Source organism: Rhodococcus sp. C1 (assembly GCF_020809065.1).
GTDB classification, from domain to species: domain Bacteria; phylum Actinomycetota; class Actinomycetes; order Mycobacteriales; family Mycobacteriaceae; genus Rhodococcus_F; species Rhodococcus_F qingshengii.
Genome location: NZ_CP078080.1, coordinates 3394951 through 3420681, shown reverse-complemented (window position 1 = coordinate 3420681; position 25731 = coordinate 3394951). Strand labels below are relative to the sequence as shown.

Annotated in this window: 19 protein-coding genes and 3 rRNA genes; 19 read left to right on the top strand and 3 right to left on the bottom strand. The window is 61.2% G+C overall.

The window, feature by feature from the left end; translation table 11 throughout:
* Window positions 1-41 precede the first annotated feature (41 nt).
* From KTR60_RS15685 to KTR60_RS15620, 14 genes are all read left to right on the top strand, one after another.
* On the top strand, window positions 42-1361 hold the full coding sequence (locus tag KTR60_RS15685; RefSeq protein ID WP_003944004.1) for a flavin-containing monooxygenase: 1320 nt from the start codon (window positions 42-44) through the stop codon (window positions 1359-1361).
* Window positions 1361-2272 (top strand): bile acid:sodium symporter family protein, encoded by a 912-nt coding sequence (locus tag KTR60_RS15680; RefSeq protein WP_228401012.1) that lies wholly within the window; start codon window positions 1361-1363, stop codon window positions 2270-2272. Before KTR60_RS15685 ends, KTR60_RS15680 begins: the two co-directional genes overlap by 1 nt.
* Window positions 2269-3204, top strand: a complete 936-nt coding sequence (locus KTR60_RS15675; protein WP_228401011.1) for an SDR family oxidoreductase — start codon at window positions 2269-2271, stop codon at window positions 3202-3204. The genes KTR60_RS15680 and KTR60_RS15675 overlap by 4 nt, the downstream gene beginning before the upstream one ends.
* A 102-nt stretch (window positions 3205-3306) precedes the next feature.
* Window positions 3307-3768 carry a hypothetical protein gene (locus tag KTR60_RS15670; RefSeq protein WP_058037536.1) on the top strand — a complete coding sequence of 154 codons (462 nt, stop codon included), beginning with the start codon at window positions 3307-3309 and terminating at the stop codon, window positions 3766-3768.
* Window positions 3769-3806: 38 nt separating this feature from the next.
* The gene (gene argC / locus KTR60_RS15665) at window positions 3807-4877 is read left to right on the top strand and encodes an N-acetyl-gamma-glutamyl-phosphate reductase (protein ID WP_063316068.1); all 1071 of its coding nucleotides are present in this window, start codon (window positions 3807-3809) and stop codon (window positions 4875-4877) included.
* A gap of 32 nt (window positions 4878-4909) precedes the next feature.
* Window positions 4910-6148, top strand: a complete 1239-nt coding sequence (gene argJ / locus KTR60_RS15660) for a bifunctional glutamate N-acetyltransferase/amino-acid acetyltransferase ArgJ (protein ID WP_050656537.1) — start codon at window positions 4910-4912, stop codon at window positions 6146-6148.
* Window positions 6145-7068 (top strand): acetylglutamate kinase, encoded by a 924-nt coding sequence (gene argB, locus KTR60_RS15655; RefSeq protein ID WP_125051139.1) that lies wholly within the window; start codon window positions 6145-6147, stop codon window positions 7066-7068. Before argJ ends, argB begins: the two co-directional genes overlap by 4 nt.
* A complete protein-coding gene (locus tag KTR60_RS15650; RefSeq protein WP_007736227.1) occupies window positions 7065-8264 on the top strand; it encodes an acetylornithine transaminase in 1200 nt (399 codons plus the stop codon). Before argB ends, KTR60_RS15650 begins: the two co-directional genes overlap by 4 nt.
* On the top strand, window positions 8261-9211 hold the full coding sequence (gene argF / locus KTR60_RS15645) for an ornithine carbamoyltransferase (protein WP_021334039.1): 951 nt from the start codon (window positions 8261-8263) through the stop codon (window positions 9209-9211). The genes KTR60_RS15650 and argF overlap by 4 nt, the downstream gene beginning before the upstream one ends.
* Window positions 9208-9687 carry an arginine repressor gene (locus KTR60_RS15640; protein WP_007736224.1) on the top strand — a complete coding sequence of 160 codons (480 nt, stop codon included), beginning with the start codon at window positions 9208-9210 and terminating at the stop codon, window positions 9685-9687. The genes argF and KTR60_RS15640 overlap by 4 nt, the downstream gene beginning before the upstream one ends.
* A gap of 47 nt (window positions 9688-9734) precedes the next feature.
* A complete protein-coding gene (locus KTR60_RS15635; RefSeq protein WP_007736221.1) occupies window positions 9735-10934 on the top strand; it encodes an argininosuccinate synthase in 1200 nt (399 codons plus the stop codon).
* A 3-nt stretch (window positions 10935-10937) separates the two neighbouring features.
* Window positions 10938-12380, top strand: coding sequence for an argininosuccinate lyase (gene argH / locus KTR60_RS15630; protein ID WP_042450495.1), 1443 nt, complete (start codon window positions 10938-10940; stop codon window positions 12378-12380).
* A 170-nt stretch (window positions 12381-12550) separates the two neighbouring features.
* Window positions 12551-15532, top strand: a complete 2982-nt coding sequence (locus KTR60_RS15625; protein WP_007736206.1) for an acyl-CoA synthetase — start codon at window positions 12551-12553, stop codon at window positions 15530-15532.
* Window positions 15533-15571: 39 nt separating this feature from the next.
* Complete coding sequence (locus tag KTR60_RS15620) at window positions 15572-15778, top strand: Trm112 family protein (RefSeq protein ID WP_003944045.1); 207 nt, start codon at window positions 15572-15574, stop codon at window positions 15776-15778.
* Here the strand turns inward: KTR60_RS15620 and KTR60_RS15615 are convergent.
* From KTR60_RS15615 to KTR60_RS15605, 3 genes are read right to left on the bottom strand one after another with little or no spacing between them, the layout of a single operon-like run.
* Window positions 15775-16392 carry a TetR family transcriptional regulator gene (locus tag KTR60_RS15615; RefSeq protein ID WP_007736202.1) on the bottom strand — a complete coding sequence of 206 codons (618 nt, stop codon included), beginning with the start codon at window positions 16390-16392 and terminating at the stop codon, window positions 15775-15777. The genes KTR60_RS15620 and KTR60_RS15615 overlap by 4 nt on opposite strands.
* On the bottom strand, window positions 16389-17144 hold the full coding sequence (locus KTR60_RS15610) for an ABC transporter permease (protein WP_003944033.1): 756 nt from the start codon (window positions 17142-17144) through the stop codon (window positions 16389-16391). Before KTR60_RS15610 ends, KTR60_RS15615 begins: the two co-directional genes overlap by 4 nt.
* A complete protein-coding gene (locus tag KTR60_RS15605; protein ID WP_007736198.1) occupies window positions 17141-17875 on the bottom strand; it encodes an ABC transporter ATP-binding protein in 735 nt (244 codons plus the stop codon). The genes KTR60_RS15610 and KTR60_RS15605 overlap by 4 nt, the downstream gene beginning before the upstream one ends.
* Before the next feature lie 86 nt (window positions 17876-17961).
* Here KTR60_RS15605 and KTR60_RS15600 point away from each other — a divergent pair, with 86 nt between their 5' ends.
* From KTR60_RS15600 to rrf, 5 genes are all read left to right on the top strand, one after another.
* The gene (locus KTR60_RS15600; protein WP_003944023.1) at window positions 17962-18570 is read left to right on the top strand and encodes a DNA-3-methyladenine glycosylase; all 609 of its coding nucleotides are present in this window, start codon (window positions 17962-17964) and stop codon (window positions 18568-18570) included.
* 19 nt (window positions 18571-18589) lie between these two features.
* Window positions 18590-19867, top strand: coding sequence for a tyrosine--tRNA ligase (gene tyrS / locus KTR60_RS15595; protein ID WP_007736194.1), 1278 nt, complete (start codon window positions 18590-18592; stop codon window positions 19865-19867).
* A 571-nt stretch (window positions 19868-20438) separates the two neighbouring features.
* Window positions 20439-21956, top strand: a 16S ribosomal RNA gene (locus KTR60_RS15590).
* Between the two features lie 327 nt (window positions 21957-22283).
* Window positions 22284-25419 (top strand): 23S ribosomal RNA (locus tag KTR60_RS15585).
* Between the two features lie 153 nt (window positions 25420-25572).
* Window positions 25573-25689 (top strand): 5S ribosomal RNA (rrf, locus tag KTR60_RS15580).
* The 16S, 23S and 5S rRNA genes sit together here, the layout of an rRNA operon.
* Window positions 25690-25731: the final 42 nt, after the last annotated feature.

Here is a 25731-nt window from a genome sequence, read left to right as displayed (position 1 = left end):
CATATTTCTGCAAGATTCGGACTATCTGCGACGCTCGACGGATGATCACAGAGGAGAAGTACGCGCTGATCGGAGCGGGCCCGTCTGGATTGGCCGGCGCGCGAAACCTCGATCGGGCCGGGATAGCGTTCGACGGCTTCGAGAGCCACGACGACGTCGGTGGGCTCTGGGACATCGACAACCCGCACAGCACCGTCTACGAGTCGGCGCACCTCATCTCTTCGAAGGGCACCACCGCATTCGCGGAGTTCCCGATGGCGGATTCGGTGGCCGACTACCCGAGCCACGTCGAACTTGCCGATTATTTCCGCGACTACGCCGATACTCACGATCTTCGCAGGCACTTTGCCTTCGGCACTACCGTCGCCGACGTTTCGCCGGTCGATTCGCTGTGGCAGGTCACCACGCGCAGTCGCAGCGGTGAGACAACAGTCGCGCGGTATCGAGGCGTGATCATCGCGAACGGAACGCTGTCGAAGCCGAACATGCCGACTTTCCGGGGCGACTTCACCGGCACGTTGATGCACACGAGCCAGTACCGCAGCGCCGAGATCTTCCGCGGGAAGAAGGTACTGGTCATCGGGGCGGGCAACAGTGGATGCGACATCGCCGTCGATGCCGTCCACCAGGCCGAGTGCGTCGACCTGAGCGTTCGGCGAGGCTACTACTTCGTCCCCAAGTATCTGTTCGGCCGGCCCTCGGACACCTTGAATCAGGGAAAGCCGTTGCCGCCGTGGATCAAACAACGCGTCGACACCTTGGTACTCAAGCAGTTCACGGGTGATCCGGTGCGGTTCGGATTTCCGGCACCGGACTACAAGATCTACGAATCGCATCCGGTCGTGAACTCGTTGATCCTGCACCACATCGGGCACGGTGATGTGCACGTGCGCGCCGACGTCGACCGGTTCGAGGGGAGGACGGTGCGGTTTGTCGACGGATCGTCTGCCGACTACGACCTCGTTCTCTGCGCCACGGGGTATCACCTCGACTATCCCTTCATCGCGCGCGAGGACTTGGACTGGTCGGGCGCTGCCCCGGACCTGTTCCTCAACGTCGCGAGTCGCCGCCACGACAATCTCTTTGTTCTCGGCATGGTCGAAGCATCCGGTCTCGGATGGCAGGGCCGTTTCGAGCAGGCCGAGTTGGTGGCCAAATTGATCACCGCACGTACCGAAGCCCCCGCCGCGGCGCGGGAATTCTCGGCGGCGGCGGCCGGTCCTCCTCCCGATCTGTCCGGGGGATACAAGTACCTGAAGTTGGGACGAATGGCCTACTACGTGAACAAGGACGCCTACCGATCGGCGATCAAGCGACACATCGGACTGCTTGATGCCGCTCTGACGAAGGGAGGACAGTGATGCCGATCGACGACGTGGTGCTCAACTTCAACCCGGGATCGTTGATGATCCTCAACGTGGTGCTGGCCGCGATCATGCTGGGGATCGCCCTCGACACCTCGGTCGACGACTTTCGTCGTGCGCTCACCAAACCCAAGGCGATGGCGGTGGGTATCGCTGCCCAGTTCCTGCTGCTGCCGGCAGTGACTTTTCTGCTGACGCTGATTCTCTCGCCCGCTCCCTCGGTAGCGCTCGGCATGATCCTGGTGGCGTGCTGCCCGCCGGGCAATATCTCGAATGTCCTGACTCACCGGGCGGGCGGCGACGTCGCACTCTCGGTGTCCATGACGGCGGTGTCGAACGTCCTCGCGATCTTCCTCATGCCGCTCAATCTCGCGTTCTGGGGGAGCCGACGCCCGGAGACCGACGCTCTGTTGCAGTCCGTGAACCTGAATGCGCTCGAGATGGTCGCGCAAATCGCCCTGATCATCGGCGTGCCGTTCGTTCTCGGCATCTGGGCGGCACAAAAGTTCCCGGAGATCGCCGCGAAAGCGCAGCCTTGGGTGAAAAACGGTTCGTTGGTGGCGTTGTTGATCTTCATCGTCGCGGGTGTGTCGGGGAATGCGTCGTACTTCGTCGACCACATCGGGGTGGTACTGCTCGCGGTCTTCCTGCACGACACGGTTGCCCTCGCACTGGGATACTTCTGCGGCGCCGTCACCGGGTTGAACGAATACAGCCGTCGCGCCGTCTCTTTCGAGGTCGGCATCCGCAATGCCGGGCTGGGGCTTGGCCTGGTGTTCACGTTCTTCGACGGGCTCGGTGGCATGGCCATCGTGGCCGGCTGGTGGGGGATCTGGGACATCATCGCCGGGTTGGCTCTGGCGACGATCTGGTCCAAGCGACGCGCCCGAAAGGCGGTACCGGCATGACCGTCGCACTCGTCACGGGCGGAAACGGGTTCCTGGGTACCGCTGTCATCGACGCACTGATCGCGCAGGGCATCACCGTCGTCTGTGTCGACCTCACGGTCAAGGACACGCCGGACGATCGCATCCGCCGCGTCAGGGTGGACGTCTGCGACCCCACAGAATTGGGGCGGGTGTTCGGTCAGTACCGACCGAACGTCGTGATCCACCTTGCGTCCATCGTGAATCCCGGCAAGAAAACGACAGCAGAGCAGGAGTACCGCGTCGACGTCGACGGGACACGAAACGTGCTCGCGGCCTGCGTCGAACACGGGGTTGGACGGGTCGTCGTGTCTTCGTCCGGAGCGGCGTACGGCTACCACTCCGACAACCCACCGTGGATCACCGAGGACGTACCTGTCCGAGGCAACGACGAATTCACATACAGTCGCCACAAACGCCTGGTCGAGGAGATGCTCGCCGAATATCGCGTCGAACACCCGGAGTTGGAACAAGTTGTCTTCCGGATCGGCACGATCTTGGGCGAGAGCGTCGACAATCAGATCACCGCGTTGTTCGATCGCCGCAAGCTGCTCAAGGTTGCCGGGAGCGACAGCCCCTTCGTCTTCGTCTGGCACACCGATGTCGCGGGCGCTTTTGCGGAGGCCGTGACCGGAAACCAAGTGGGCATCTTCAATGTCGCGGGCGACGGCGTGCTGACCGTCGACGAGTTGGCTTCCCGGATGGGCAAGAGCACGGTGACGCTTCCTGCATGGTTGTTGCGAGGCGTTCTACGCGTCGGACGGCGATTGGGTGTAACGGAACACGGTCCGGAGCGCGTCGGATTTCTCCAGTACCGACCGGTTCTCGACAATCGGCGGCTCAAGGAACAGTTCGGATACGTCCCCGAATATTCGAGCGAGGAAGCGTTTGCCGCGTATCTCGCGTCACGCTGACCCCTTCGACGGACGGTCGTGGAAGGATCGGAATTGTCCGTCGGCGTTTTCGAGAAGGGACTGACAGTGTCACGAAATGATGGGTCCGAACATGATGGGTCCGTGCACCAGGTAGTCGAGGCCGCCAGTGCACTCGACGACAAGGACTTCCTCGCGGTCGTCCGCGCAGTGGTCGAGCGTCGTCCGAGTTTGTCGGTCCTTCTTTCCGTGGTGGACACCGCTGCCGCGAGCCTCGAGCCGAACCGCGTCGAGGACGAGAACGAGATCACCGACGCCGAAGAAGTCGAACTGCCCGACACCGTTGTGGAGGTCGACGAGATCATCGACGTCCCGGTGGTACTTGCGACCGATCCGAGAATTCCCGAACCCGACTACACCGAAGGGGGAGTGCCCACTTTCGACCGCGTTCGGGAGAAGATAGAGGGGCGCTTCGGTACTTCAATAGGTTCGTCCGAACTGGCGCACGAGAGTCCTGTCGGAAAGTCCGTCGACGAGCAGTGGGACGAGCGCCAGAAGGCCGCAAAGGCCAAGCTCGAGGAGATCCGGCGATCCATGGGTAAGTAATTATGCATTCCGATGCACAATGATGCATACTGTGTGACATGACTGAAGGTGGTACGACCGAGAACGCACGCAAGCCGATCAGAGTCGCCGTTGCCGGCGCCAGTGGGTACGCCGGTGGTGAGGTTCTGCGTCTGCTTCTCGGGCACCCCTCCTATGTCGACGGCAGCCTGGTTATCGGTTCGCTGACCGCCGGTGGCAACGCCGGTTCGACGCTCGGTGAGCATCATCCGCACTTGCTTCCACTCTCGTCGCGGGTACTCGAAGAGACCACTGTCGAGATCCTCTCGGGTCACGACGTCGTCTTCCTCGGTCTCCCACACGGAAATTCGGCTCAGTACGCCAAGTTGCTGCCCGAGTCGACGGTCATCATTGACTGCGGCGCGGACTTCCGGCTGCAGGATCCCGCAGCCTGGGAGAAGTACTACAAGAGCGCTCATGCCGGCACCTGGCCCTACGGTCTTCCTGAATTGCCCGGTGCCCGTGAGAAATTGGTAGGCGCAACCCGCATCGCCGTTCCGGGCTGCTACCCGACGGCAGCGAGCCTCGCGCTGGCCCCCGCCGTTGCCGCGGGGATCGTGGACTCACACGTGAACGTGGTTGCGGTCAGTGGCACTTCGGGCGCCGGCCGGGCACCGAAGGCTGATCTGCTGGGTTCCGAGGTCATGGGCTCCGTCCGTGCGTACGGCGTCGGCGGCGTCCATCGCCACACCCCTGAGATCATTCAGAATCTCTCGGCCGCAGGCGGCAAGGACATCAGTGTCTCCTTCACTCCAGTCCTCGCGCCCATGCCGCGCGGCATCCTCGCGACCTGCACGGCAGCCACCACGGCCACCGAAGAGCAAGCGCGCGAAATCTACGACAAGGCATACAACGACGAGCCGTTCATCCACGTACTGCCTGCCGGAGTCTTCCCGCAGACCGGTGCCGTGATCGGATCCAATGCCGTGCAGATCGGGGTCACCGTTGACGCCGACGCCGGTCAGCTCGTTGTCATCTCGGCAATCGACAATCTCACCAAGGGCACCGCCGGTGGCGCGGTGCAATCGATGAATCTCGCCCTTGGCCTACCCGAGACCGCAGGTCTCTCTACCGTGGGAGTAGCTCCGTGAGCACCGACAATCCGCAGCAGATCGACAACGCAATCGAGCCTGACGCGACCGTTGCAGACGTGGTTCACGTCGCCGGGGGACGTCTGCTCCGCACGCAGGGCGTCACCGCACCTGCCGGATTCCGCGGTGCCGGAATTGCTGCCGGTATCAAGAAGAGTGGCAAGTCGGACCTCGCATTGGTGCTCAACGAGGGACCCGATCTGGCCGCTGCCGGCGTCTTCACCCTGAACAAGGTCAAGGCAGCTCCGGTGCTCTGGTCTCAGCAGGTCCTGACGACGGGCAAGCTGCGCGCGGTGGTGCTCAACTCGGGCGGCGCGAACGCCTGCACGGGCGCGGGTGGATTCCAGGATGCACACAAGACTGCCGAGGAAGTTGCTTCGGCACTGAGTAATTGGGGCACCGAGACGGGCGCGATCGAGGTCGCTGTCTGTTCGACCGGACTTATCGGTGACCGCTTGCCCATGGACAAGCTGATCCCCGGTGTCACCGAGGTGGTGCACGAACTGGCCGGCGGAATCTCCGGCGGCACCGACGCGGCATACGCGATCATGACCACCGATACCGTGCCGAAGCAGGCGTCGCTGCACCACGCGAACAAATGGAACGTCGGCGGAATGGCCAAGGGCGCAGGCATGCTCGCGCCTGCGCTGGCCACCATGCTGTGCGTCGTCACGACCGATGCTGTCGCAACGGCGGATCAGCTCGATACCGCTCTGCGCGCCGCCACCCACCTGAGCTTCGATCGCCTCGACGTCGACGGCGCCACGTCCACCAACGACACAGTGCTCCTGTTGGCCTCCGGCGCCAGCGGTGTCACGCCGACGCAGGACGAACTGAACGCCGCAGTGCTGGCCGTGTGTGATGATCTCGCGGATCAGTTGATGGCAGACGCCGAGGGTGTCACCAAGCGGGTCAAGGTGACGGTTCGCGGCGCGGCGTCCGAGTCCGATGCGTTGATCGGCGCCCGGACCATCGCCCGCGACAGCCTGGTCAAGACAGCGCTTTTCGGTTCCGATCCCAATTGGGGTCGCGTTCTCGCCGCAGTGGGTATCGCTCCCATCGAGCTCGATCCCGATCGAATCAGTGTGTCCTTCAACGGGAGTCCCGTCTGCATCGACGGCGTCGGTGCTCCGGGGGCGCGTGAGGTGGACCTGAGTGGGATCGACATCGAACTCGACATCGATCTGGGAATCGGCAACGAGTCCGTGAGCATTCGCACCACGGACCTCTCGCATGCTTACGTCGAAGAGAACTCGGCGTATTCGTCATGACCGAGACGTATCCCGTGATCAGCGAGCATCAGAAAGCGCATGTCCTTGCCGACGCGCTGCCGTGGCTGCAGCGATTCCGCGACAAGGTGGTCGTGGTCAAGTACGGCGGAAACGCCATGATCGACGAGACGCTCAAAACGGCATTTGCCGCCGACATGGCGTTCCTGAGGACTGTCGGCATCCATCCCGTCGTCGTGCACGGCGGTGGCCCGCAGATCAACGCGATGCTGGCACGCCTTGGCATGAAGGGTGAGTTCCGCGGTGGTTTCCGGGTCACGACGCCCGAGGTGATGGACGTCGTCCGGATGGTGCTCTTCGGTCAGGTGGGCCGTGAACTCGTCGGGCTGATCAACGCGCACGGTCCGTACGCGGTCGGTATCTCCGGTGAGGATGCGCACTTGTTCACCGCTACTCGACGCACTGTTGCGGTCGAGGGGGAGCAGACCGACATCGGCCTGGTCGGAGACGTCACTACCGTGAACCCAGACGCGGTACTCGATCTCATTGCGGCAGGACGTATTCCGGTGGTCTCGACCATCGCGCCCGACGCCGACGGCGTCGTCCACAACATCAACGCCGATACCGCTGCTGCAGCACTGGCCGAGGCGATCGGTGCCGAGAAGCTCGTTGTCCTCACCGACGTCGAGGGCCTGTACACCGATTGGCCGGACCGATCCTCGCTGGCCACCGAGATCGACACCGACGCCCTTGCTCAGTTGTTGCCGAGTCTCGATGCCGGCATGGTGCCCAAGATGGAGGCCTGCCTTCGCGCGGTGCGCGGAGGTGTGCCGTCGGCGCACGTGATCGACGGTCGGCTCGAACATTCAGTCCTACTCGAACTTTTCACCGGTGAAGGAATCGGCACGATGGTCGTGCCGGGTTCCTCGGTCGCCGGTCCCCAGCAGGGAGCTATCTCATGAGCACGATCGATCTGCAGCAGCGGTGGTCCGCTTCGCTGATGAACAATTACGGCGTACCCCGGGTTGCTCTCGTCCGCGGTGACGGCGCCGTACTCACCGACGCCGACGGCAAGCAGTACGTCGACTTCCTGGCCGGAATCGCCGTCAACATCCTCGGACACGGACATCCGGCCGTCGTCGAAGCCGTGACTACTCAGTTGTCGACACTCGGCCACGTGTCCAACCTGTACGCCAGCGAGCCGGTCGTCGAGTTGGCGGAGCAGCTGCTCGCTCATCTCGGCAACGTCACCGGGCGCGCGTTCTTCTGCAACTCCGGTACCGAGGCGAACGAGGCTGCCTTCAAGCTCGCTCGCGCCACCGGCCGGAAGAAGATCATCGCAGCCGAAGGCTCCTTCCACGGTCGCACGATGGGGGCACTCGCTCTGACGGGTCAGCCGGCCAAGCGGGCGCCGTTCGAACCGATGCCCGCCGGTGTCGAGTTCGTGCCGTACGGCGACGTCGAGGCACTCGAGCAGGCCGTCGATTCCGACACCGCCGCTGTGTTCCTCGAACCGATCATGGGTGAGGGCGGCGTCGTGGTGCCACCCGAGGGATACCTCGTCGAGGCTCGGCGGATCACCGCCGAGCGCGGTGCACTTCTCGTGCTCGACGAAGTGCAGACCGGCATCGGCCGGACCGGCTGGTTCTACGCCCATCAGGCAGTCGGCATCGTCCCGGACGTCATCACTCTCGCGAAGGGGCTCGGTGGAGGAATGCCGATCGGCGCCTGCATCGCGACCGGGGCAACGGCCGAGTTGTTCGGACCTGGTAAGCACGGTACGACGTTCGGTGGCAATCCGGTGTGTGCTGCGGCGGCACTTGCCGTGCTGAAAACCATTGCAGCGGAAGACCTGATCTCACGCGCCGACAGCTTGGGTAAATCGATCTCGGCGGGCATCGAAGATCTGGGCCATCCGTTGGTCGACTACGTACGGGGATCAGGACTGTTGCTGGGTGTCGTGCTGACCGAGGACGTCGCGCCGGCAGTGGAAAACGCAGCGCGCGAAGCCGGGTACCTTGTGAATGCAGCGCAACCCGGAGTGATCCGGTTGGCGCCGCCGCTCATCCTCACGGACGAGCAGGCCGAAACCTTCGTGGCAGCACTACCTGCCATCTTCGACAGCGCACTATCGGCTGACCAGCCGGGGGAGAAGTGACTACCGTGGTGAAACACTTTCTCAGGGACGACGATCTGACTCCTGCGCAGCAGGCCGAAGTTCTCGAACTCGCAGCGATTCTCAAGAAGGACCCATTCGCTCGGCGTCCGCTCGAGGGTCCCCGCGGAGTCGGTGTCATCTTCGAGAAGAACTCGACGCGTACACGTTTCTCGTTCGAGATGGGCATCGCACAGATGGGCGGCCACGCTGTCGTCGTAGACGGGCGCAGCACTCAACTCGGTCGTGAAGAGACGTTGGCGGACACCGGACGCGTACTCTCCCGTTATGTCGACGCCGTCGTGTGGCGCACGTTCGGCCAGAAGCGCTTGGAGCAAATGGCAACGGGTGCAACGATTCCCATCGTCAATGCATTGTCCGACGAATTTCATCCCTGTCAGGTTCTGGCCGATCTGCAAACGCTGATCGAACAGAAGGGTGAGCTCAAGGGGCTGAAGCTGACCTACCTGGGCGACGGCGCCAACAACATGGCTCACTCGCTGATGCTCGGCGGAGTGACCGCAGGCATAGACGTCACCATCGCAAGCCCCGCCGGCTTCGAACCGGCGGACTGGGTCGTGGCAGCAGCACGCAAACGCGCCGAGGAAACCGGCGCGACCATCACCCTGACGCAGGACCCACAGGCCGGCGTCGTCGGCGCCGACGCGTTGGTCACCGACACCTGGACCTCGATGGGTCAGGAGAACGACGGACTCGATCGGGTCGGACCTTTCCGTCCGTTCCAGATCAACAAGGAGCTGCTCGCAAAGGCAGATCCGAAGGCCGTCGTCCTGCACTGCCTGCCCGCGCATCGCGGCGAAGAAGTCACCGACGAGGTTCTCGACGGGCCGCAGAGTGTTGTCTGGGACGAGGCGGAGAACCGTCTGCACGCCCAGAAGGCATTGCTCGTGTGGCTGCTGGAACAGCGAACCCAACTGGACCCGGCGTGAGCGTCGCTCCCACTCGGGCTGGTCGCCAGTCGCGCATCATCGCGCTTCTGGCGGCTCACCCTGTCCGAAGTCAGACGGAGCTGGCGGCCTTGCTCGGTGCCGAGGGCATCGAAGCAACGCAGGCGACGCTCTCGCGTGACCTCGAAGAGCTGGGAGCGGTGAAACTGCGTGCCGCCGACGGCGGCGCCGGTGTTTACGTGGTGCCGGAGGACGGGAACCCGGTACGCGGTGTGGCCGGCGGCACCGACCGCCTCTCACGGCTGTTGGGTGAGTTGTTGGTCTCCACCGATTTCAGCGGCAACATGGCGATCCTCCGGACACCGCCGGGAGCCGCGCACTACCTCGCGAGCGCACTGGATCGGTCCTCGATGCCGGACATCGTGGGCACGATCGCCGGAGATGACACCATCTTCGTAGTGGCCCGGGAACCGCTTTCCGGAGCGGAACTCGCGGCCATGATCGAATCGCTCGCCTGACCCCTTATTCTTTGATAGAGATTTTCAACCGAAGGAGCACAAAAACCATGGCCGATCGCGTCGTACTCGCCTACTCGGGCGGGCTGGACACTTCTGTTGCCATCAGTTGGATCGGTAAGGAGACGGGCGCTGAAGTTGTCGCCGTCGCCATCGATCTGGGGCAGGGTGGCGAGGACATGGAGGTCGTGCGTCAGCGCGCGATCGACTGCGGCGCAGTCGAATCCGTTGTCGTCGACGCCCGCGACGAGTTCGCGGACGAATACTGCCTGCCGACCATCGCGGCCAACGCCCTGTACATGGACCGCTACCCGCTCGTCTCGGCCATCAGCCGTCCGCTGATCGTCAAGCACATCGTCGAAGCTGCACGCTCGCACGGCGGCACCATCGTCTCGCACGGTTGCACCGGTAAGGGCAACGACCAGGTTCGCTTCGAGGTCGGATTCGGCGCCCTCGCACCCGACCTTCAGGTCATCGCACCGGTCCGCGACTACGCCTGGACCCGCGAGAAGGCCATCGCCTTCGCCGAAGAGAACAACATCCCGATCAACGTCTCCAAGAAGTCGCCGTTCTCGATCGACCAGAACGTCTGGGGCCGCGCCGTCGAGACCGGATTCCTCGAGGATCTGTGGAACGCGCCGACGAAGGACGTCTACGACTACACCCAGGACCCGACGGTCAACTGGAACGCACCCGACGAGCTCATCATCAGCTTCGACAAGGGCCGCCCGGTCGCCATCGACGGCCGCCCGGTGTCGGTTCTCGAAGCCATTCAGGAACTGAACAAGCGCGCAGGCGCACAGGGCGTCGGCCGTCTCGACGTCGTCGAGGACCGTCTCGTGGGCATCAAGAGCCGTGAGATCTACGAAGCTCCCGGCGCCATGGTTCTCATCACCGCGCACCAGGAACTCGAACACGTCACCCTCGAACGCGAACTCGGTCGCTACAAGCGTCAGATGGAGCAGCGTTGGTCCGAGCTGGTCTACGACGGCCTCTGGTTCTCGCCCCTCAAGGACGCACTGGACACGTTCGTCAACAAGACGCAGGAACGCGTTACCGGCGACATCCGTCTCTTCCTGCACGGTGGAGCCATCACCGTCAACGGTCGTCGCAGCCCGGAGTCGCTCTACGACTTCAACCTCGCGACGTACGACGAGGGCGACAGCTTCGACCAGTCCGCATCGAAGGGCTTCGTCGAGATCCACGGTCTGTCGTCGAAGGTCGCCGCGAAGCGCGATCTGGGACTCTGAGCCATGACGGCTCGCGGTGACGGAGACGCTCAAAAACACGGCACCAACGAAGGTGCGCTGTGGGGCGGGCGGTTCGAGTCCGGACCGGCCGCTGCCATGGCGGCGCTGAGCAAGTCGACTCACTTCGACTGGGTCCTCGCTCCGTACGACGTGCGGGCGTCGCAGGCGCATGCGCGTGTGCTGAACAAGGCCGGTCTGCTCAGCGAAGCCGACCTCGCGACGATGCTCGACGGTCTCGACCGTCTGGCGGCAGATGTCGCCAGTGGCGCCTTCGGGCCCAGTGATTCGGACGAGGACGTACACGGCGCACTCGAGCGCGGTCTGATCGAGCGTGTCGGGCCTGAGGTCGGTGGGCGCCTGCGTGCTGGACGTTCGCGCAACGACCAGGTGGCCACGCTGTTCCGCATGTGGCTTCGGGATGCGGTCCGCCGCATCTCCACCGGCGTTCTCGACGTGGTCGATGCTTTGGCGACTCAGGCCGGGGCCCATCCGGATGCCGTGATGCCGGGCAAGACGCACCTGCAGGCGGCTCAGCCGGTCCTGTTGGCGCATCACCTGCTCGCTCACGCACATCCGTTGTTGCGCGACGTGCAGCGCCTTCGCGACTTCGACGTGCGAGCTGCGGTGTCCCCGTACGGTTCCGGTGCACTCGCCGGTTCCTCGCTCGGTCTCGACCCCGAAGCCATTGCAGCGGAATTGAAGTTCGACAGCTCGGCCGAGAACTCGATCGACGCAACCGCTTCGCGTGATTTTGCGGCCGAGGCAGCGTTCGTGCTTGCGATGATCGGTGTCGACCTCTCCCGCATGGCGGAAGAGATCATCATCTGGAGCACACCGGAATTCGGCTACATCACGCTTGCCGACGCGTGGTCGACGGGATCGTCGATCATGCCGCAGAAGAAGAATCCGGATGTCTCGGAACTGACGCGCGGTAAGTCGGGTCGTTTGATCGGCAACCTGACCGGATTGTTGGCGACGCTCAAGGCTCAGCCGCTGGCGTACAACCGCGATCTGCAAGAGGACAAGGAACCGGTTTTCGACTCGGTTGCGCAGCTCGAGATGCTGCTCCCGGCCATCACCGGTCTGGTGCAGACGCTCGAGTTCCACACCGAACGCATGGCGGAACTAGCTCCGGCAGGGTTCACGTTGGCCACCGACATCGCGGAGTGGATGGTGCGTCAGGGCGTGCCGTTCCGGGTTGCCCACGAGGCTGCCGGAGCGTGCGTGCGTGTCGCCGAAGCACGAGGGGTCGGACTCGAAGATCTCACCGACGAGGAACTGGCCGGCGTCGACAGCGCGCTGACACCCGCTGTTCGTGAGGTGCTGACAGTCGAGGGTTCCATTGCTTCGCGCAACGCGCGAGGCGGCACTGCGGGGGTGCGGGTTGCCGAGCAGCTGGACGGAGTCAAAGCAGTGGCGCAGTCACTGCGGGAATGGACCCTGTGACCTCGCGGTCACGAGTGTTGTCGCTCTCTTTTCGGCAGTAGTCCTTCGGTCGTACGCGGTCAGGTAGCAGAATTTGCTCCCTGACCGCGTACGCGTATTCGCCGTCAGTAGGCTTGTCGCGCGCGGGAAAAATGAGACTGACGTCACATGGTGAGTAACTTGGGAGTGAAATGGTGGGATTGAATTCCAAGTCTGTGCTGGGCCCGATTCGTCGGGTGGTTGCGACAGCACAAAACGGCCTCGAGGTCGTCCGGTTGGGTGGGCTGGAAACGGATGCGACCACGTCGCCGTTCGAGATCGTCGAACGCGCAGCGATGTATCGGCTACGGCGCTACTTCCCGGACAGTGACCCGGAAACCGTCGGCGCACCGATCTTGCTGATCCCGCCGATGATGATGTCGGCGAACGTGTACGACGTGACCCGTGACCAGGGCGCTGTGGGAATTCTGCACGAGATGGGCCTTGATCCCTGGGTCGTCGATTTCGGTTCGCCCGACTCCGAAGAGGGCGGTTGGGATCGTAACCTCGCCGATCACATCATCGCTCTCAGCGACATCGTCGATCACATCCACCGTCACACCGGAAAAGATGTTCACATCTCCGGTTATTCGCAGGGTGGCATGTTCGCCTATCAGGCTGCCGCGTATCGGCGTAGTCGAAACATCGCCAGCGTCATCACCTTCGGCAGTCCGGTCGACACACTCGCCGCGCTACCCTTCGGCATCCCGGCGGGATTGGCAACCAAGGGTGCAGATTTCCTCGCCGATCACGTCTTCAATCGCCTGGCGGTCACCGGGTGGATGGCCCGTACCGGGTTCCAGTTGCTCGATCCCGTGAAGACGCTGAAGATGCGCGTCGACTTTCTGCTTCAACTGCACGACCGTGAGGCGTTGCTTCCGCGGGAGCAGCAACGCCGCTTCCTCGCGACCGAGGGTTGGGTCGCGTGGTCGGGGCCCGCGGTAGCCGAACTGCTCAAGCAGTTCATCGTGCACAACCGAATGATGACAGGTGGGTTCGTCATCAAGGATCAATTGGTCTCGCTCGCCGAGATCACCTGCCCCATCCTGGCATTCGTCGGTGAGGTCGACGACATCGGCCAGCCGCAAGCGGTTCGAGGCATCAGTCAAGCCGCTCCGCGGGCGAAGGTCTACGAATCTACCTTGCGTGCAGGCCATTTCGGTTTGGTTGTCGGTTCCACCGCGGCCAATCACACCTGGCCGACCACCGGTGAATTCGTACAGTGGACCGAGACGGGTGGACCCCTCCCGGACCGTATCGCGAACATGGTCTACGGCGCCGACCTCGAAGACCAGACCGGTGTGTCGATCAGCAATCGGATCATCCACACCGTCGCCTCGGTCGCTGAAGTAGGTGCAGGAGTCACCAAGGGAATCAGTGACCTTGCCGCCGGTGCGTTGCGCGGCACTTTCGAATTGTCGGGAGAAGCGGCACGAGCGTTGCCACGTCTGGCTCGACTCAACCAGATTCAGCCGCACACCAAAATCTCGCTGAGCCAGTTGCTGGCGGAGCAGCGTCGAAAGGCGCCGAACGGCGAGTGCTTCCTCTTCGACAATCGCGTGCACACCTATGAAGCGGTCAACGCGCGTATCGACAATGTCGTGCGTGGATTGATCTCCGTGGGAGTGCGTCCGGCAGCGCATGTCGGTGTCCTGATGGAGACCCGCCCCAGCGCACTCGCGGCCATCGCGGCCCTGTCGCGACTTGGTGCCGTCGCGGTCATGCTTCCGCCAGGCTCCGACATCACGGCGGCGGTCAAGCTGGGGTCGGTCGATCGGATCATCACCGATCCGGAAAACGTCGATGCTGCAGTGGTTACCGGTCGGCCGGTACTGGTGCTCGGCGGCGGCGATGCCCGTGGCCTCGAGGTGGATCCGTCACACGACGTGATCGATCTCGAACAAATCGATCCGACGAAGGTCAATCTGCCCGGGTGGTACCGACCGGATCCCGGTGTCGCCCGCGAACTCGCCTTCATCATCTTTGCGGAATCCGGCGGTGTGCTCGAAGCCAAGCAGATCACCAACTACCGGTGGGCACTGTCGGCCTTCGGCACGGCCACGGCGGCAGATCTCGATCGCGGTGACACCGTGTACTGCCTTGCACCACTCCATCATTCGTCGAGTCTGCTCGCGACCATCGGTGGTGCCATGGCCGGTGGCTCACGCATTGCGCTCTCACGTGGACTGAACCCCGCGAGGTTCGTCGAGGAAATCCACCGCTACGGCGTGACGGTCGTGAGTTACACGTGGTCGATGATGCGCGAGATACTCGACGAGGATCTTCTTCTCATCGACGGTAGTCATCCGGTCCGCCTGTTCATCGGTTCGGGCATGCCCCATGGTCTGTGGAAGCGGACAACGGAGGCGTTCGACCCCGCGCAGGTACTCGAGTTCTATGCGTCGACCGAAGGCGACGTGATTCTTGCCAATGTTGCAGGCTCCAAAGTTGGTTCCAAGGGGCGCCCACTGCCGGGTAGCGCGCAGGTGCGGTTGGCGGCATACGACCCGCTGAGTGGTCGGCTCCTCGAGAACGGAAACGGATTTGTCCGTGAGTGCGCCGAAGACGAGGTCGGATTGCTGCTCGGGCGCGCGGGATTCACCGCCGATCTCTCGGGCGGAGCCATGCGAGGTCTCTTCCAAGCCGGCGATTCGTGGATTCCCACCGAAAATCTCTTCCGCCGGGACGCCGACGGCGACTACTGGCTGATCGACCACAAGAACACGGTCATTTCCACGGTCCGCGGTCCCGTGTTCACCCAGCCGATCGTCGACGCGTTGTCGAGTGTGGCGCGGGTGGATCTTGCCGTCGCATACGGAGTCGGTGACGCGCCGCATCAGCTGGCGGTCGCTGCCGTGACTTGGCGTCCGGGGCGGCAGTTCCGTTCTGCCGAGCTTGCAGAGGCCCTCTCGCGCATCGCTTTCGACGCTCGTCCGGATATCGTGCACGTGGTTGACGAGATCCCGGTGGGTTCGTCGTACCGTCCGAGCTCCACTGCTTTGGCTGCGGCCGGATTGCCGGCGCCGGGGCCACGGACCTGGTTCCTCGATTCCGAGTCGCAGTCGTACAAGCGGCTGACCAAGGCAATTGCCGCGCAGTTGATGCCGACGAGGGTGAGCACCGGAGCACGGTAGCCTGAGGACATTCTGTTTGATCGGTTCGAGAGGACACACGTGGCTATTGATTCGACGTTGCTCAGCATTTTGGCCTGCCCCCAGGACAAAGGCCCGCTGCTGCTGGTCGGGGACGAGTTGCTCTACAACCCGCGCCTGCGGCGTGCCTACCCGATCGAGAACGGCATTCCCGTTCTGTTGATCGACGAGGCACGCGATGTAGCGGACGACGAACACGAGAAGTTGCTCGCGCGGGCTGAAGGCTAGATCGGTAATTCACCGGTCAGGTACCGCTGGAGGTTCGGCGCCACCAGCGGTACCAAGGCGTCAACGCTCAATGATGCGAGTGGTTCGAGTCCGAGCACATATCGCGTGACAAGCAGTCCGGCCATCTGAGAGGCCACCAATTCCGCTCTGATCAAGCCGGTACCAGGTGGTGTGTCCACCCGCGGAATGATGTCGCGCAATACGACATCGAGCAGAAAGCTCTGGATCAACTGCGATCCGTCGCCGGAAATGGCTGATCGAAAAGCCGCCAGAATCGCCGGCTGGTGTTCCGAATCCCATAGCCCGATCACCGCCCGGAGAAGGCTTTCGCCGAGGTTTTCGGTCGGGGAGGTGTGAACCGGTCCCAGTACCTTTGCTGGATCGATCGGTAGCGCGATCGCAGCGGTGAACAACTGCTCCTTGCTCCCGAAATGGTGATGAATCATAGCCGGATCGACGTCAGCGGCCGCAGCTATCGATCGAACGGTTGTTCGTCGAAAACCGTTCTGGGAGAACGCCCGTCGCGCCGAATCGAGGATCTGCGCGCGAGTCTCCGACTTGCCCGGTCGTCGCCCCGAACGAATCGGTGCAGGACTCGTGTCCTTGTCGGTCATGGAGTGCGGCGATCGAGTGTGGCCGCGGCCAGCGAGAGTGCGGCGGCGGCGAAGCCCGCCATGACGGCGAGATCACGCCACATCTGACCCGTCGCGTCGGCATGCATCGACACTTGCTGAAGTGCGTCGACGGCGTAGCTCAAGGGGAGGACGTTGCTGATCCATTCGAGCCAGGTCGGCAATTGGTCGCGCGGTACCAGGAGTCCGCAGAGGAAGAGCTGTGGAACCACAACTACCGGCATGAATTGCACCGCTTGGAACTCGGTCTTCGCGAATGCGCTGGCCAACAGGCCTAGCGCAACGCCCAGTATTGCGCCGAGAACTGCAATGACGATGACCCAGGCAAGACTGCCGGCGATGGTGAGTCCGAGGAATCCGAAAGCAACCGCGCACGCGAGGGCTGCCTGAGCGGCGGCGGAGAGCGAAAATGCCGCCCCGTATCCGGCGAGAAGGTCGAGTTTGCCCATCGGTGTGGTGAGCAGGCGTTCGAGTGTGCCTGAACTGCGTTCGCGTTGCATCGCGATGGACGTGACCAGGAACATGACGACAAACGGCAAGATTCCCAACATCGTGATCGCCACTCGTTGGAAGAGCGAAACCTGGCCGGGTGGCGTCGGGACGTCTTGGTAGAGGAAATAGAGCAGAATCATCAGTAACGACGGGACCAACAAGATCATGGCCACCGTGCGGTGATCTTGGCGGAGCTGAAGCAGAATGCGTACGGTCGTAGCACCGAAGATCCTGATGCTCATGATATTTCGCCTCCGACGGGTGAAGTCCGAATCAGCTCGAGAAAGGCGTCCTCGAGCCGTTCACATCTGGTTTTGGCGCGCAATTCATCGGGTGTGAGTTGAGCGAGGAGGTGCCCGTCTCGCATCAGGATCAGCTCAGCGCAGTGGTCGGCCTCATCCATGACGTGGCTGGAGACCAACAGGGTGGTTCCGCTGCGAGCAAGGTCAGCGAATCGTTCCCACAATTCGACGCGAAGCACCGGATCGAGGCCGACGGTCGGTTCGTCGAGGATCAACACATCAGGTGACGCCACCAACGCGCAAGCCAGCGAGACTCGCCCGCGTTGACCACCAGACAGATCGGCGGCGGTCTGGTCGGCGTATCGGCTCAATCCGACGGCGTCGACCGCTGCTGCGACGTCGGCGCCGGACTTGCCGTAAAGAGCGCCGAAGTACTGGACGTTTCGAGTGACCGTCAGGTCGCCGTACACGCTGGGGGATTGGGTGACATATCCGACCCGGTGGCGAAGAGCAACGGAACCGGCGAGATCGCCCAGCACTCTGACCTCACCACTTTCGACGATCTGTGTTCCGACAATCGCGCGCATCAGGGTTGTCTTGCCGCAGCCGGACGGGCCGAGCAGTCCGGTGATCGATCCTGCTGATACCTGCAGGTCAAGCGAGTGAAGAACTTCGTGCTTGCCGCGAACGACTCGTAGTCCGCGGATATCTATTGCCGGCGTTGTGGTCACGGTTCGCCTCGTTTCAATAATTCATCACTTGTTGAATTATGCGACTCGGCCGACCGATGAGTCAACGGCGTGGGCACAATCGAAGGGTGAGCATCGAGACCTTGGAAAATGTGGAGAACCCGTTGGAAGCGGGCCTGACAATTCTCGGCTCGACCCTGACCGTCGACGACATCTCGCTGAGGATCGTCGAGGTCGAGGCGTACGGAGGGGAGAAGGACGGGCCATGGCCGGATCCGGCAGCACATTCGTATCGGGGGAGAACGCCGCGGAACAGCGTGATGTTCGGGCGGGCGGGGCGTCTCTACGTCTACCGCAGCTATGGAATGCACTTTTGTATGAACATCTCGTACGGCCCGGATGGTGTCGCGGGTGGTGTTCTGCTCCGAGCGGCCGAAATCGAGGCCGGTCACGATGTGGTGTCTGCTCGGAGATCGCCGGATCGACCATCTCACCAATGGGCCAGAGGGCCGGGTAATCTCGGTGCTTCTGTCGCAATCACGTTGGCGGACAACGGAACAGACGTGTTCAACCCTGCCTCGCGGATTCGGCTCGAATTGGGGGAGTCGAAGGAATGGGTCAGTGGACCGCGGGTGGGGGTCAGTACCGCGGCGGAGGTTCCGTGGCGCCTGTGGATTCCGGACTCGCGAGCGGTGTCCGCGTATCGCCGAAGCCCGCGAGCGCCGGTCATTTCGTGAAGATGGGATGATCGAGTCCGTGACTGAGAATATTCTCGACGAACTGACCTGGCGCGGGCTGATCGCCCAATCAACCGATCTCGACGCTTTGCGTAAAGATCTCGAGGCCGGACCGGTCACGTTGTATGCGGGCTTCGACCCGACAGGACCGAGCCTGCACGCAGGTCACCTGGTTCCGCTCCTCGCGCTCAAGCGGTTTCAGCGCGCCGGCAACCGCCCGATCGTTCTTGCCGGCGGTGCAACGGGCCTGATCGGAGACCCCCGTGACGTCGGGGAACGGACGATGAACTCCGCCGATACCGTCGCGGACTGGGCAGGTCGCATCCGTGGTCAGCTCGAACGATTCGTGGATTTCGACGATTCGCCGACGAGCGCGGTCATCGAGAACAACATGAACTGGACCGGCAAGATGTCGGCCATCGACTTCCTGCGTGATGTCGGCAAACACTTCTCCGTGAACGTCATGCTTGCGCGTGACACCGTGAAGCGTCGTCTCGAGTCGGACGGGATGTCGTACACCGAGTTCAGCTACATGCTGCTCCAGGCCAACGACTACCTGCACTTGCGACGCGACCTCGGCTGCACTCTGCAGGTCGGCGGGTCCGATCAGTGGGGCAACATCATTGCCGGCGTCGAACTCAACCGTCGTGTCGACGGTGAGAGCGTTCATGCAATGACGGTTCCGCTGGTGACCTCGGCCGATGGCAAAAAGTTCGGAAAGTCGACCGGTGGCGGAAGTTTGTGGCTCGACCCCGAGATGACCAGCCCGTACGCCTGGTACCAGTACTTCGTGAACACCGGCGACGCTGACGTGATCAAGTACCTGCGCTGGTTCACCTTCCTGACTGCGGATGAACTCGCAGAGTTGGAGACTGCAACGGCAGAGCGGCCGCATGCGCGAGAAGCGCAGAAGCGACTTGCCGCGGAGATGACGACCTTGGTTCACGGGGAACACAACACCCGTGCTGTCGAGCTCGCCAGTCAGGCGTTGTTCGGCAAGGCGGAGCTGGCGGAACTCGACGAGTCGACGCTAGCCGCGGCGCTGAAAGAAGCATCGGTCAGCGAATTGGCGCCGGGGGAGCCGCGCACGATCATCGATCTGCTCGTGACGAGCGGCTTGTGCGAGAGCAAGGGGGCCGCTCGACGCGCCGTGAAAGAGGGCGGTGCTTCGGTGAACAACCAGAAGGTGTCGGCCGACGACTGGGAGCCCACCGCATCCGATCTGCTTCACGGCAGCTGGTTGGTCGTCCGGCGCGGAAAGCGCAACTTCGCCGGCGTGAGAATCCTTCCAAACTGACGTGTGTGGGGTCACAGTTGTCTTGCGGGGCTCCTGTGGCCGCTGGTGGCCCGCCTCCGGGCGGGCTACCAGCGGATTTAACCTGTCGAACATCTGCGACCTGCACGTTTGACGCTCAGTTTTCATTCGCGTAACTTTGTCCAAGTCAGAGCGACACGGACACCAACCCCGACCGACAGGCCGGGGAACGCGGTTGGACGAAGTCGGAGACAATCACGCTCAGCGGGAACTTGCTTCCCTGGAGCGAACAAGCTAAGATTGTAACCCTTGCCCCGGAGCTTTCAACCTGGTTGAAGTGATGGTGTGTGCGTGTTCTTTGAGAACTCAACAGTGTGTCGATGAATGTCAGTGCCAAAATTTTTTTGGTACTTCACATCCGCGAATGATCAACCGCCTCTTGGGGTTTGGTTGATTTGTGTGTGGTGTGAGTATTTTTCGTCGGTGATTGTTCATTCTTCCGTCTGAATGGTTGCCGACACATTTTTTGCTAGTTGAGTTTTTTTGCTAGTGATTTGACTCTTTTTGTCTATGACTGATTAGCCGGCCTTCGGGTTGGTGATATCTAGAGTCTTCAACGGAGAGTTTGATCCTGGCTCAGGACGAACGCTGGCGGCGTGCTTAACACATGCAAGTCGAGCGGTAAGGCCTTTCGGGGTACACGAGCGGCGAACGGGTGAGTAACACGTGGGTGATCTGCCCTGCACTTCGGGATAAGCCTGGGAAACTGGGTCTAATACCGGATATGACCTCCTATCGCATGGTGGGTGGTGGAAAGATTTATCGGTGCAGGATGGGCCCGCGGCCTATCAGCTTGTTGGTGGGGTAATGGCCTACCAAGGCGACGACGGGTAGCCGACCTGAGAGGGTGACCGGCCACACTGGGACTGAGACACGGCCCAGACTCCTACGGGAGGCAGCAGTGGGGAATATTGCACAATGGGCGAAAGCCTGATGCAGCGACGCCGCGTGAGGGATGACGGCCTTCGGGTTGTAAACCTCTTTCAGCAGGGACGAAGCGCAAGTGACGGTACCTGCAGAAGAAGCACCGGCTAACTACGTGCCAGCAGCCGCGGTAATACGTAGGGTGCAAGCGTTGTCCGGAATTACTGGGCGTAAAGAGTTCGTAGGCGGTTTGTCGCGTCGTTTGTGAAAACCAGCAGCTCAACTGCTGGCTTGCAGGCGATACGGGCAGACTTGAGTACTGCAGGGGAGACTGGAATTCCTGGTGTAGCGGTGAAATGCGCAGATATCAGGAGGAACACCGGTGGCGAAGGCGGGTCTCTGGGCAGTAACTGACGCTGAGGAACGAAAGCGTGGGTAGCGAACAGGATTAGATACCCTGGTAGTCCACGCCGTAAACGGTGGGCGCTAGGTGTGGGTTCCTTCCACGGAATCCGTGCCGTAGCTAACGCATTAAGCGCCCCGCCTGGGGAGTACGGCCGCAAGGCTAAAACTCAAAGGAATTGACGGGGGCCCGCACAAGCGGCGGAGCATGTGGATTAATTCGATGCAACGCGAAGAACCTTACCTGGGTTTGACATATACCGGAAAGCTGCAGAGATGTGGCCCCCCTTGTGGTCGGTATACAGGTGGTGCATGGCTGTCGTCAGCTCGTGTCGTGAGATGTTGGGTTAAGTCCCGCAACGAGCGCAACCCCTATCTTATGTTGCCAGCACGTTATGGTGGGGACTCGTAAGAGACTGCCGGGGTCAACTCGGAGGAAGGTGGGGACGACGTCAAGTCATCATGCCCCTTATATCCAGGGCTTCACACATGCTACAATGGCCAGTACAGAGGGCTGCGAGACCGTGAGGTGGAGCGAATCCCTTAAAGCTGGTCTCAGTTCGGATCGGGGTCTGCAACTCGACCCCGTGAAGTCGGAGTCGCTAGTAATCGCAGATCAGCAACGCTGCGGTGAATACGTTCCCGGGCCTTGTACACACCGCCCGTCACGTCATGAAAGTCGGTAACACCCGAAGCCGGTGGCTTAACCCCTTGTGGGAGGGAGCCGTCGAAGGTGGGATCGGCGATTGGGACGAAGTCGTAACAAGGTAGCCGTACCGGAAGGTGCGGCTGGATCACCTCCTTTCTAAGGAGCTTCTCCAATGTCAGGGTTCACACAGGTGAATTACTGGTTGGCAGAGACCGTTTCGGACACGATGTTGTCCGGCGGTTGCTCATGGGTGGATCGCTGACAAACTTGATCGTCGTACGGTTTCTCCTCTGTGGGAAACCGACGAACAATATATCGACATACTGTTGGGTCCTGAGAGAACACGCGAGTGTTTCCTCGAAGGAAGTAACGACAAATGACTGCAGTTGTCATACCGGTCCACTTTGGTGGGTGTTGGTGTCAACGTGTGTGTGGTTGTTTGTGTGTTGTTTGAGAACTGCACAGTGGACGCGAGCATCTTTGTTGTAAGTAATGAAGAGCGTACGGTGGATGCCTTGGCACCAGGAGCCGATGAAGGACGTAGGAGGCTGCGATAAGCCTCGGGGAGCTGTCAACCGAGCTGTGATCCGAGGATGTCCGAATGGGGAAACCCAGCACGAGTGATGTCGTGTTACCCGCGCCTGAATATATAGGGCGTGTGGAGGGAACGTGGGGAAGTGAAACATCTCAGTACCCACAGGAAGAGAAAACAACCGTGATTCCGTGAGTAGTGGCGAGCGAAAGCGGAAGAGGCTAAACCATGGGTGTGTGATAGCCGGCAGGTGTTGCATTCGTGGGGTTGTGGGGTTCATTTTGTCAATACTGCCGTGTTGGCCAACAGTAAGAAATCACAGGGTTAGTGGAAGTGGTCTGGAACGGCCTGTCGTAGAGGGTGAGAATCCCGTACACGAAAACTTTGTGACTGTTGTAATGGAAACCCAAGTAGCACCGGGCCCGTGAAATCTGGTGTGAATCTGTCGGGACCACCCGATAAGCCTGAATACTCCCTGGTGACCGATAGCGGACTAGTACCGTGAGGGAAAGGTGAAAAGTACCCCGGGAGGGGAGTGAAATAGTACCTGAAACCGTGCGCTTACAATCCGTCAGAGCCTTCGAGCAGTTTACTGCTGGGGGTGATGGCGTGCCTTTTGAAGAATGAGCCTGCGAGTTAGTGGCATGTCGCGAGGTTAACCCGTGTGGGGTAGCCGTAGCGAAAGCGAGTCCGAATAGGGCGATCGTAGTGGCATGCTCTAGACCCGAAGCGGAGTGATCTACCCATGGCCAGGTTGAAGCGACGGTAAGACGTCGTGGAGGACCGAACCCACTTAGGTTGAAAACTGAGGGGATGAGTTGTGGGTAGGGGTGAAAGGCCAATCAAACTCCGTGATAGCTGGTTCTCCCCGAAATGCATTTAGGTGCAGCGTCGCGTGTTTCTCACCGGAGGTAGAGCTACTGGATGGTCTAGGGGGCCCACAAGCTTACCGAAATCAGCCAAACTCCGAATGCCGGTGAGTGAGAGCGCGGCAGTGAGACTGCGGGCGATAAGGTTCGTAGTCGAGAGGGAAACAGCCCAGATCGCCAGCTAAGGTCCCTAAGCGTGTACTAAGTGGAAAAGGATGTGGGGTCGCGAAGACAACCAGGAGGTTGGCTTAGAAGCAGCCACCCTTGAAAGAGTGCGTAATAGCTCACTGGTCAAGTGATCCTGCGCCGACAATGTAGCGGGGCTCAAGTACACCACCGAAGCTGCGGCATTCACGCAATAGCCCCCAGTTGATCCAAGGATTTTCTGGCAGGTGTGTGGATGGGTAGGGGAGCGTCGTGTGGCCATGGAAGCGGCAGGGTGACCTAGCCGTGGAGGCCACACGAGTGAGAATGCAGGCATGAGTAGCGAAAGACGAGTGAGAAACTCGTCCGCCGAATGACCAAGGGTTCCTGGGCCAGGTTAATCCGCCCAGGGTGAGTCGGGACCTAAGACGAGGCCGACAGGCGTAGCCGATGGACAACGGGTTGATATTCCCGTACCCGTGTGAACGCGCCCATGGTGAATCAGTGATACTAACCATCCTGAAGCCACGAGAAGACCTTCGGGTCTCGAGTTGGTGGATGCATGGGACCTGATCTGGTAGTAGCCAAGCGATGGGGTGACGCAGGAAGGTAGCTGAGCCAGTCAGTGGTAATACTGGTGTAAGCGTGTAGGGCGTGACCTAGGCAAATCCGGGTCGCATACAAGCCTGAGACGTGATGCGTAGCCGATTGAGGCGAATTCAGTGATCCTATGCTGCCGAGAAAAGCCTCTAGCGAGCTTTCACACGGCCCGTACCCCAAACCGACACAGGTGGTCAGGTAGAGAATACTAAGGCGATCGAGATAACTATGGTTAAGGAACTCGGCAAAATGCCCCCGTAACTTCGGGAGAAGGGGGGCCCTGTCTGGTGACGACATTTACTGTCTGAGCTGGGTGGGGCCGCAGAGACCAGTGAGAAGCGACTGTTTACTAAAAACACAGGTCCGTGCGAAGTCGTAAGACGATGTATACGGACTGACGCCTGCCCGGTGCTGGAAGGTTAAGAGGACCGGTTAGTTCCTTCGGGAGCGAAGCTGAGAATTTAAGCCCCAGTAAACGGCGGTGGTAACTATAACCATCCTAAGGTAGCGAAATTCCTTGTCGGGTAAGTTCCGACCTGCACGAATGGCGTAACGACTTCTCAGCTGTCTCAACCGTAGACTCGGCGAAATTGCATTACGAGTAAAGATGCTCGTTACGCGCGGCAGGACGAAAAGACCCCGGGACCTTCACTACAGCTTGGTATTGGTGTTCGGTTCGGTTTGTGTAGGATAGGTGGGAGACTGTGAAGCGGTGACGCCAGTTATCGTGGAGTCGTTGTTGAAATACCACTCTGATCGAATTGGACCTCTAACCTCGGACCATGATCTGGTTCAGGGACAGTGCCTGGTGGGTAGTTTAACTGGGGCGGTTGCCTCCCAAAATGTAACGGAGGCGCCCAAAGGTTCCCTCAGCCTGGTTGGCAATCAGGTGTCGAGTGCAAGTGCACAAGGGAGCTTGACTGTGAGACTGACAGGTCGAGCAGGGACGAAAGTCGGGACTAGTGATCCGGCACCGGCAAGTGGAAGCGGTGTCGCTCAACGGATAAAAGGTACCCCGGGGATAACAGGCTGATCTTCCCCAAGAGTCCATATCGACGGGATGGTTTGGCACCTCGATGTCGGCTCGTCGCATCCTGGGGCTGGAGTAGGTCCCAAGGGTTGGGCTGTTCGCCCATTAAAGCGGCACGCGAGCTGGGTTTAGAACGTCGTGAGACAGTTCGGTCTCTATCCGCCGCGCGCGTTAGAAACTTGAGGAAGGCTGTCCCTAGTACGAGAGGACCGGGACGGACGAACCTCTGGTGTGCCAGTTGTTCCGCCAGGAGCACCGCTGGTTAGCTACGTTCGGAAGGGATAACCGCTGAAAGCATCTAAGCGGGAAGCCTGTTCCAAGATGAGGTTTCTCACCCCCTCGAGGGGGTAAGGCCCCCGGCAGACCACCGGGTTGATAGGCCAGAACTGGAAGTGCAGTAATGCATGCAGGTGACTGGTACTAATAGGCCGAGGACTTACCACAAAGAAGCTACGCGTCCACTGTGCGGTATCTGAAACAACACACAGATACTGATGAGAAACCCTGTTTTCTCCATCCCCCAACACCAGAAACTGGTGTTGACGGGTGGTGAAACCAGGTGATCAGAAGAAGGTTACTGTGACAGTTTCATAGAGTTACGGCGGTCATAGCGAAGGGGAAACGCCCGGTCCCATTCCGAACCCGGAAGCTAAGCCCTTCAGCGCCGATGGTACTGCACTCGACAGGGTGTGGGAGAGTAGGACACCGCCGAACACCCGTTAACCGAAAGGGGACCCAACATATTGGGTCCCCTTT

Bases quoted from the DNA above. Each gene is read 5' to 3' on its own strand.
- KTR60_RS15650 (WP_007736227.1), top strand. From the start codon at position 7,065: ATGAGCACGATCGATCTGCAGCAGCGGTGGTCCGCTTCGCTGATGAAC.
- KTR60_RS15680 (WP_228401012.1), top strand. From the start codon at position 1,361: ATGCCGATCGACGACGTGGTGCTCAACTTCAACCCGGGATCGTTGATG.
- KTR60_RS15635 (WP_007736221.1), top strand. From the start codon at position 9,735: ATGGCCGATCGCGTCGTACTCGCCTACTCGGGCGGGCTGGACACTTCT.
- KTR60_RS15625 (WP_007736206.1), top strand. From the start codon at position 12,551: ATGGTGGGATTGAATTCCAAGTCTGTGCTGGGCCCGATTCGTCGGGTG.
- KTR60_RS15610 (WP_003944033.1), bottom strand. From the start codon at position 17,144: ATGAGCATCAGGATCTTCGGTGCTACGACCGTACGCATTCTGCTTCAG.
- argH (WP_042450495.1), top strand. From the start codon at position 10,938: ATGACGGCTCGCGGTGACGGAGACGCTCAAAAACACGGCACCAACGAA.
- KTR60_RS15615 (WP_007736202.1), bottom strand. From the start codon at position 16,392: ATGACCGACAAGGACACGAGTCCTGCACCGATTCGTTCGGGGCGACGA.
- argC (WP_063316068.1), top strand. From the start codon at position 3,807: ATGACTGAAGGTGGTACGACCGAGAACGCACGCAAGCCGATCAGAGTC.
- KTR60_RS15685 (WP_003944004.1), top strand. From the start codon at position 42: ATGATCACAGAGGAGAAGTACGCGCTGATCGGAGCGGGCCCGTCTGGA.
- argB (WP_125051139.1), top strand. From the start codon at position 6,145: ATGACCGAGACGTATCCCGTGATCAGCGAGCATCAGAAAGCGCATGTC.
- KTR60_RS15675 (WP_228401011.1), top strand. From the start codon at position 2,269: ATGACCGTCGCACTCGTCACGGGCGGAAACGGGTTCCTGGGTACCGCT.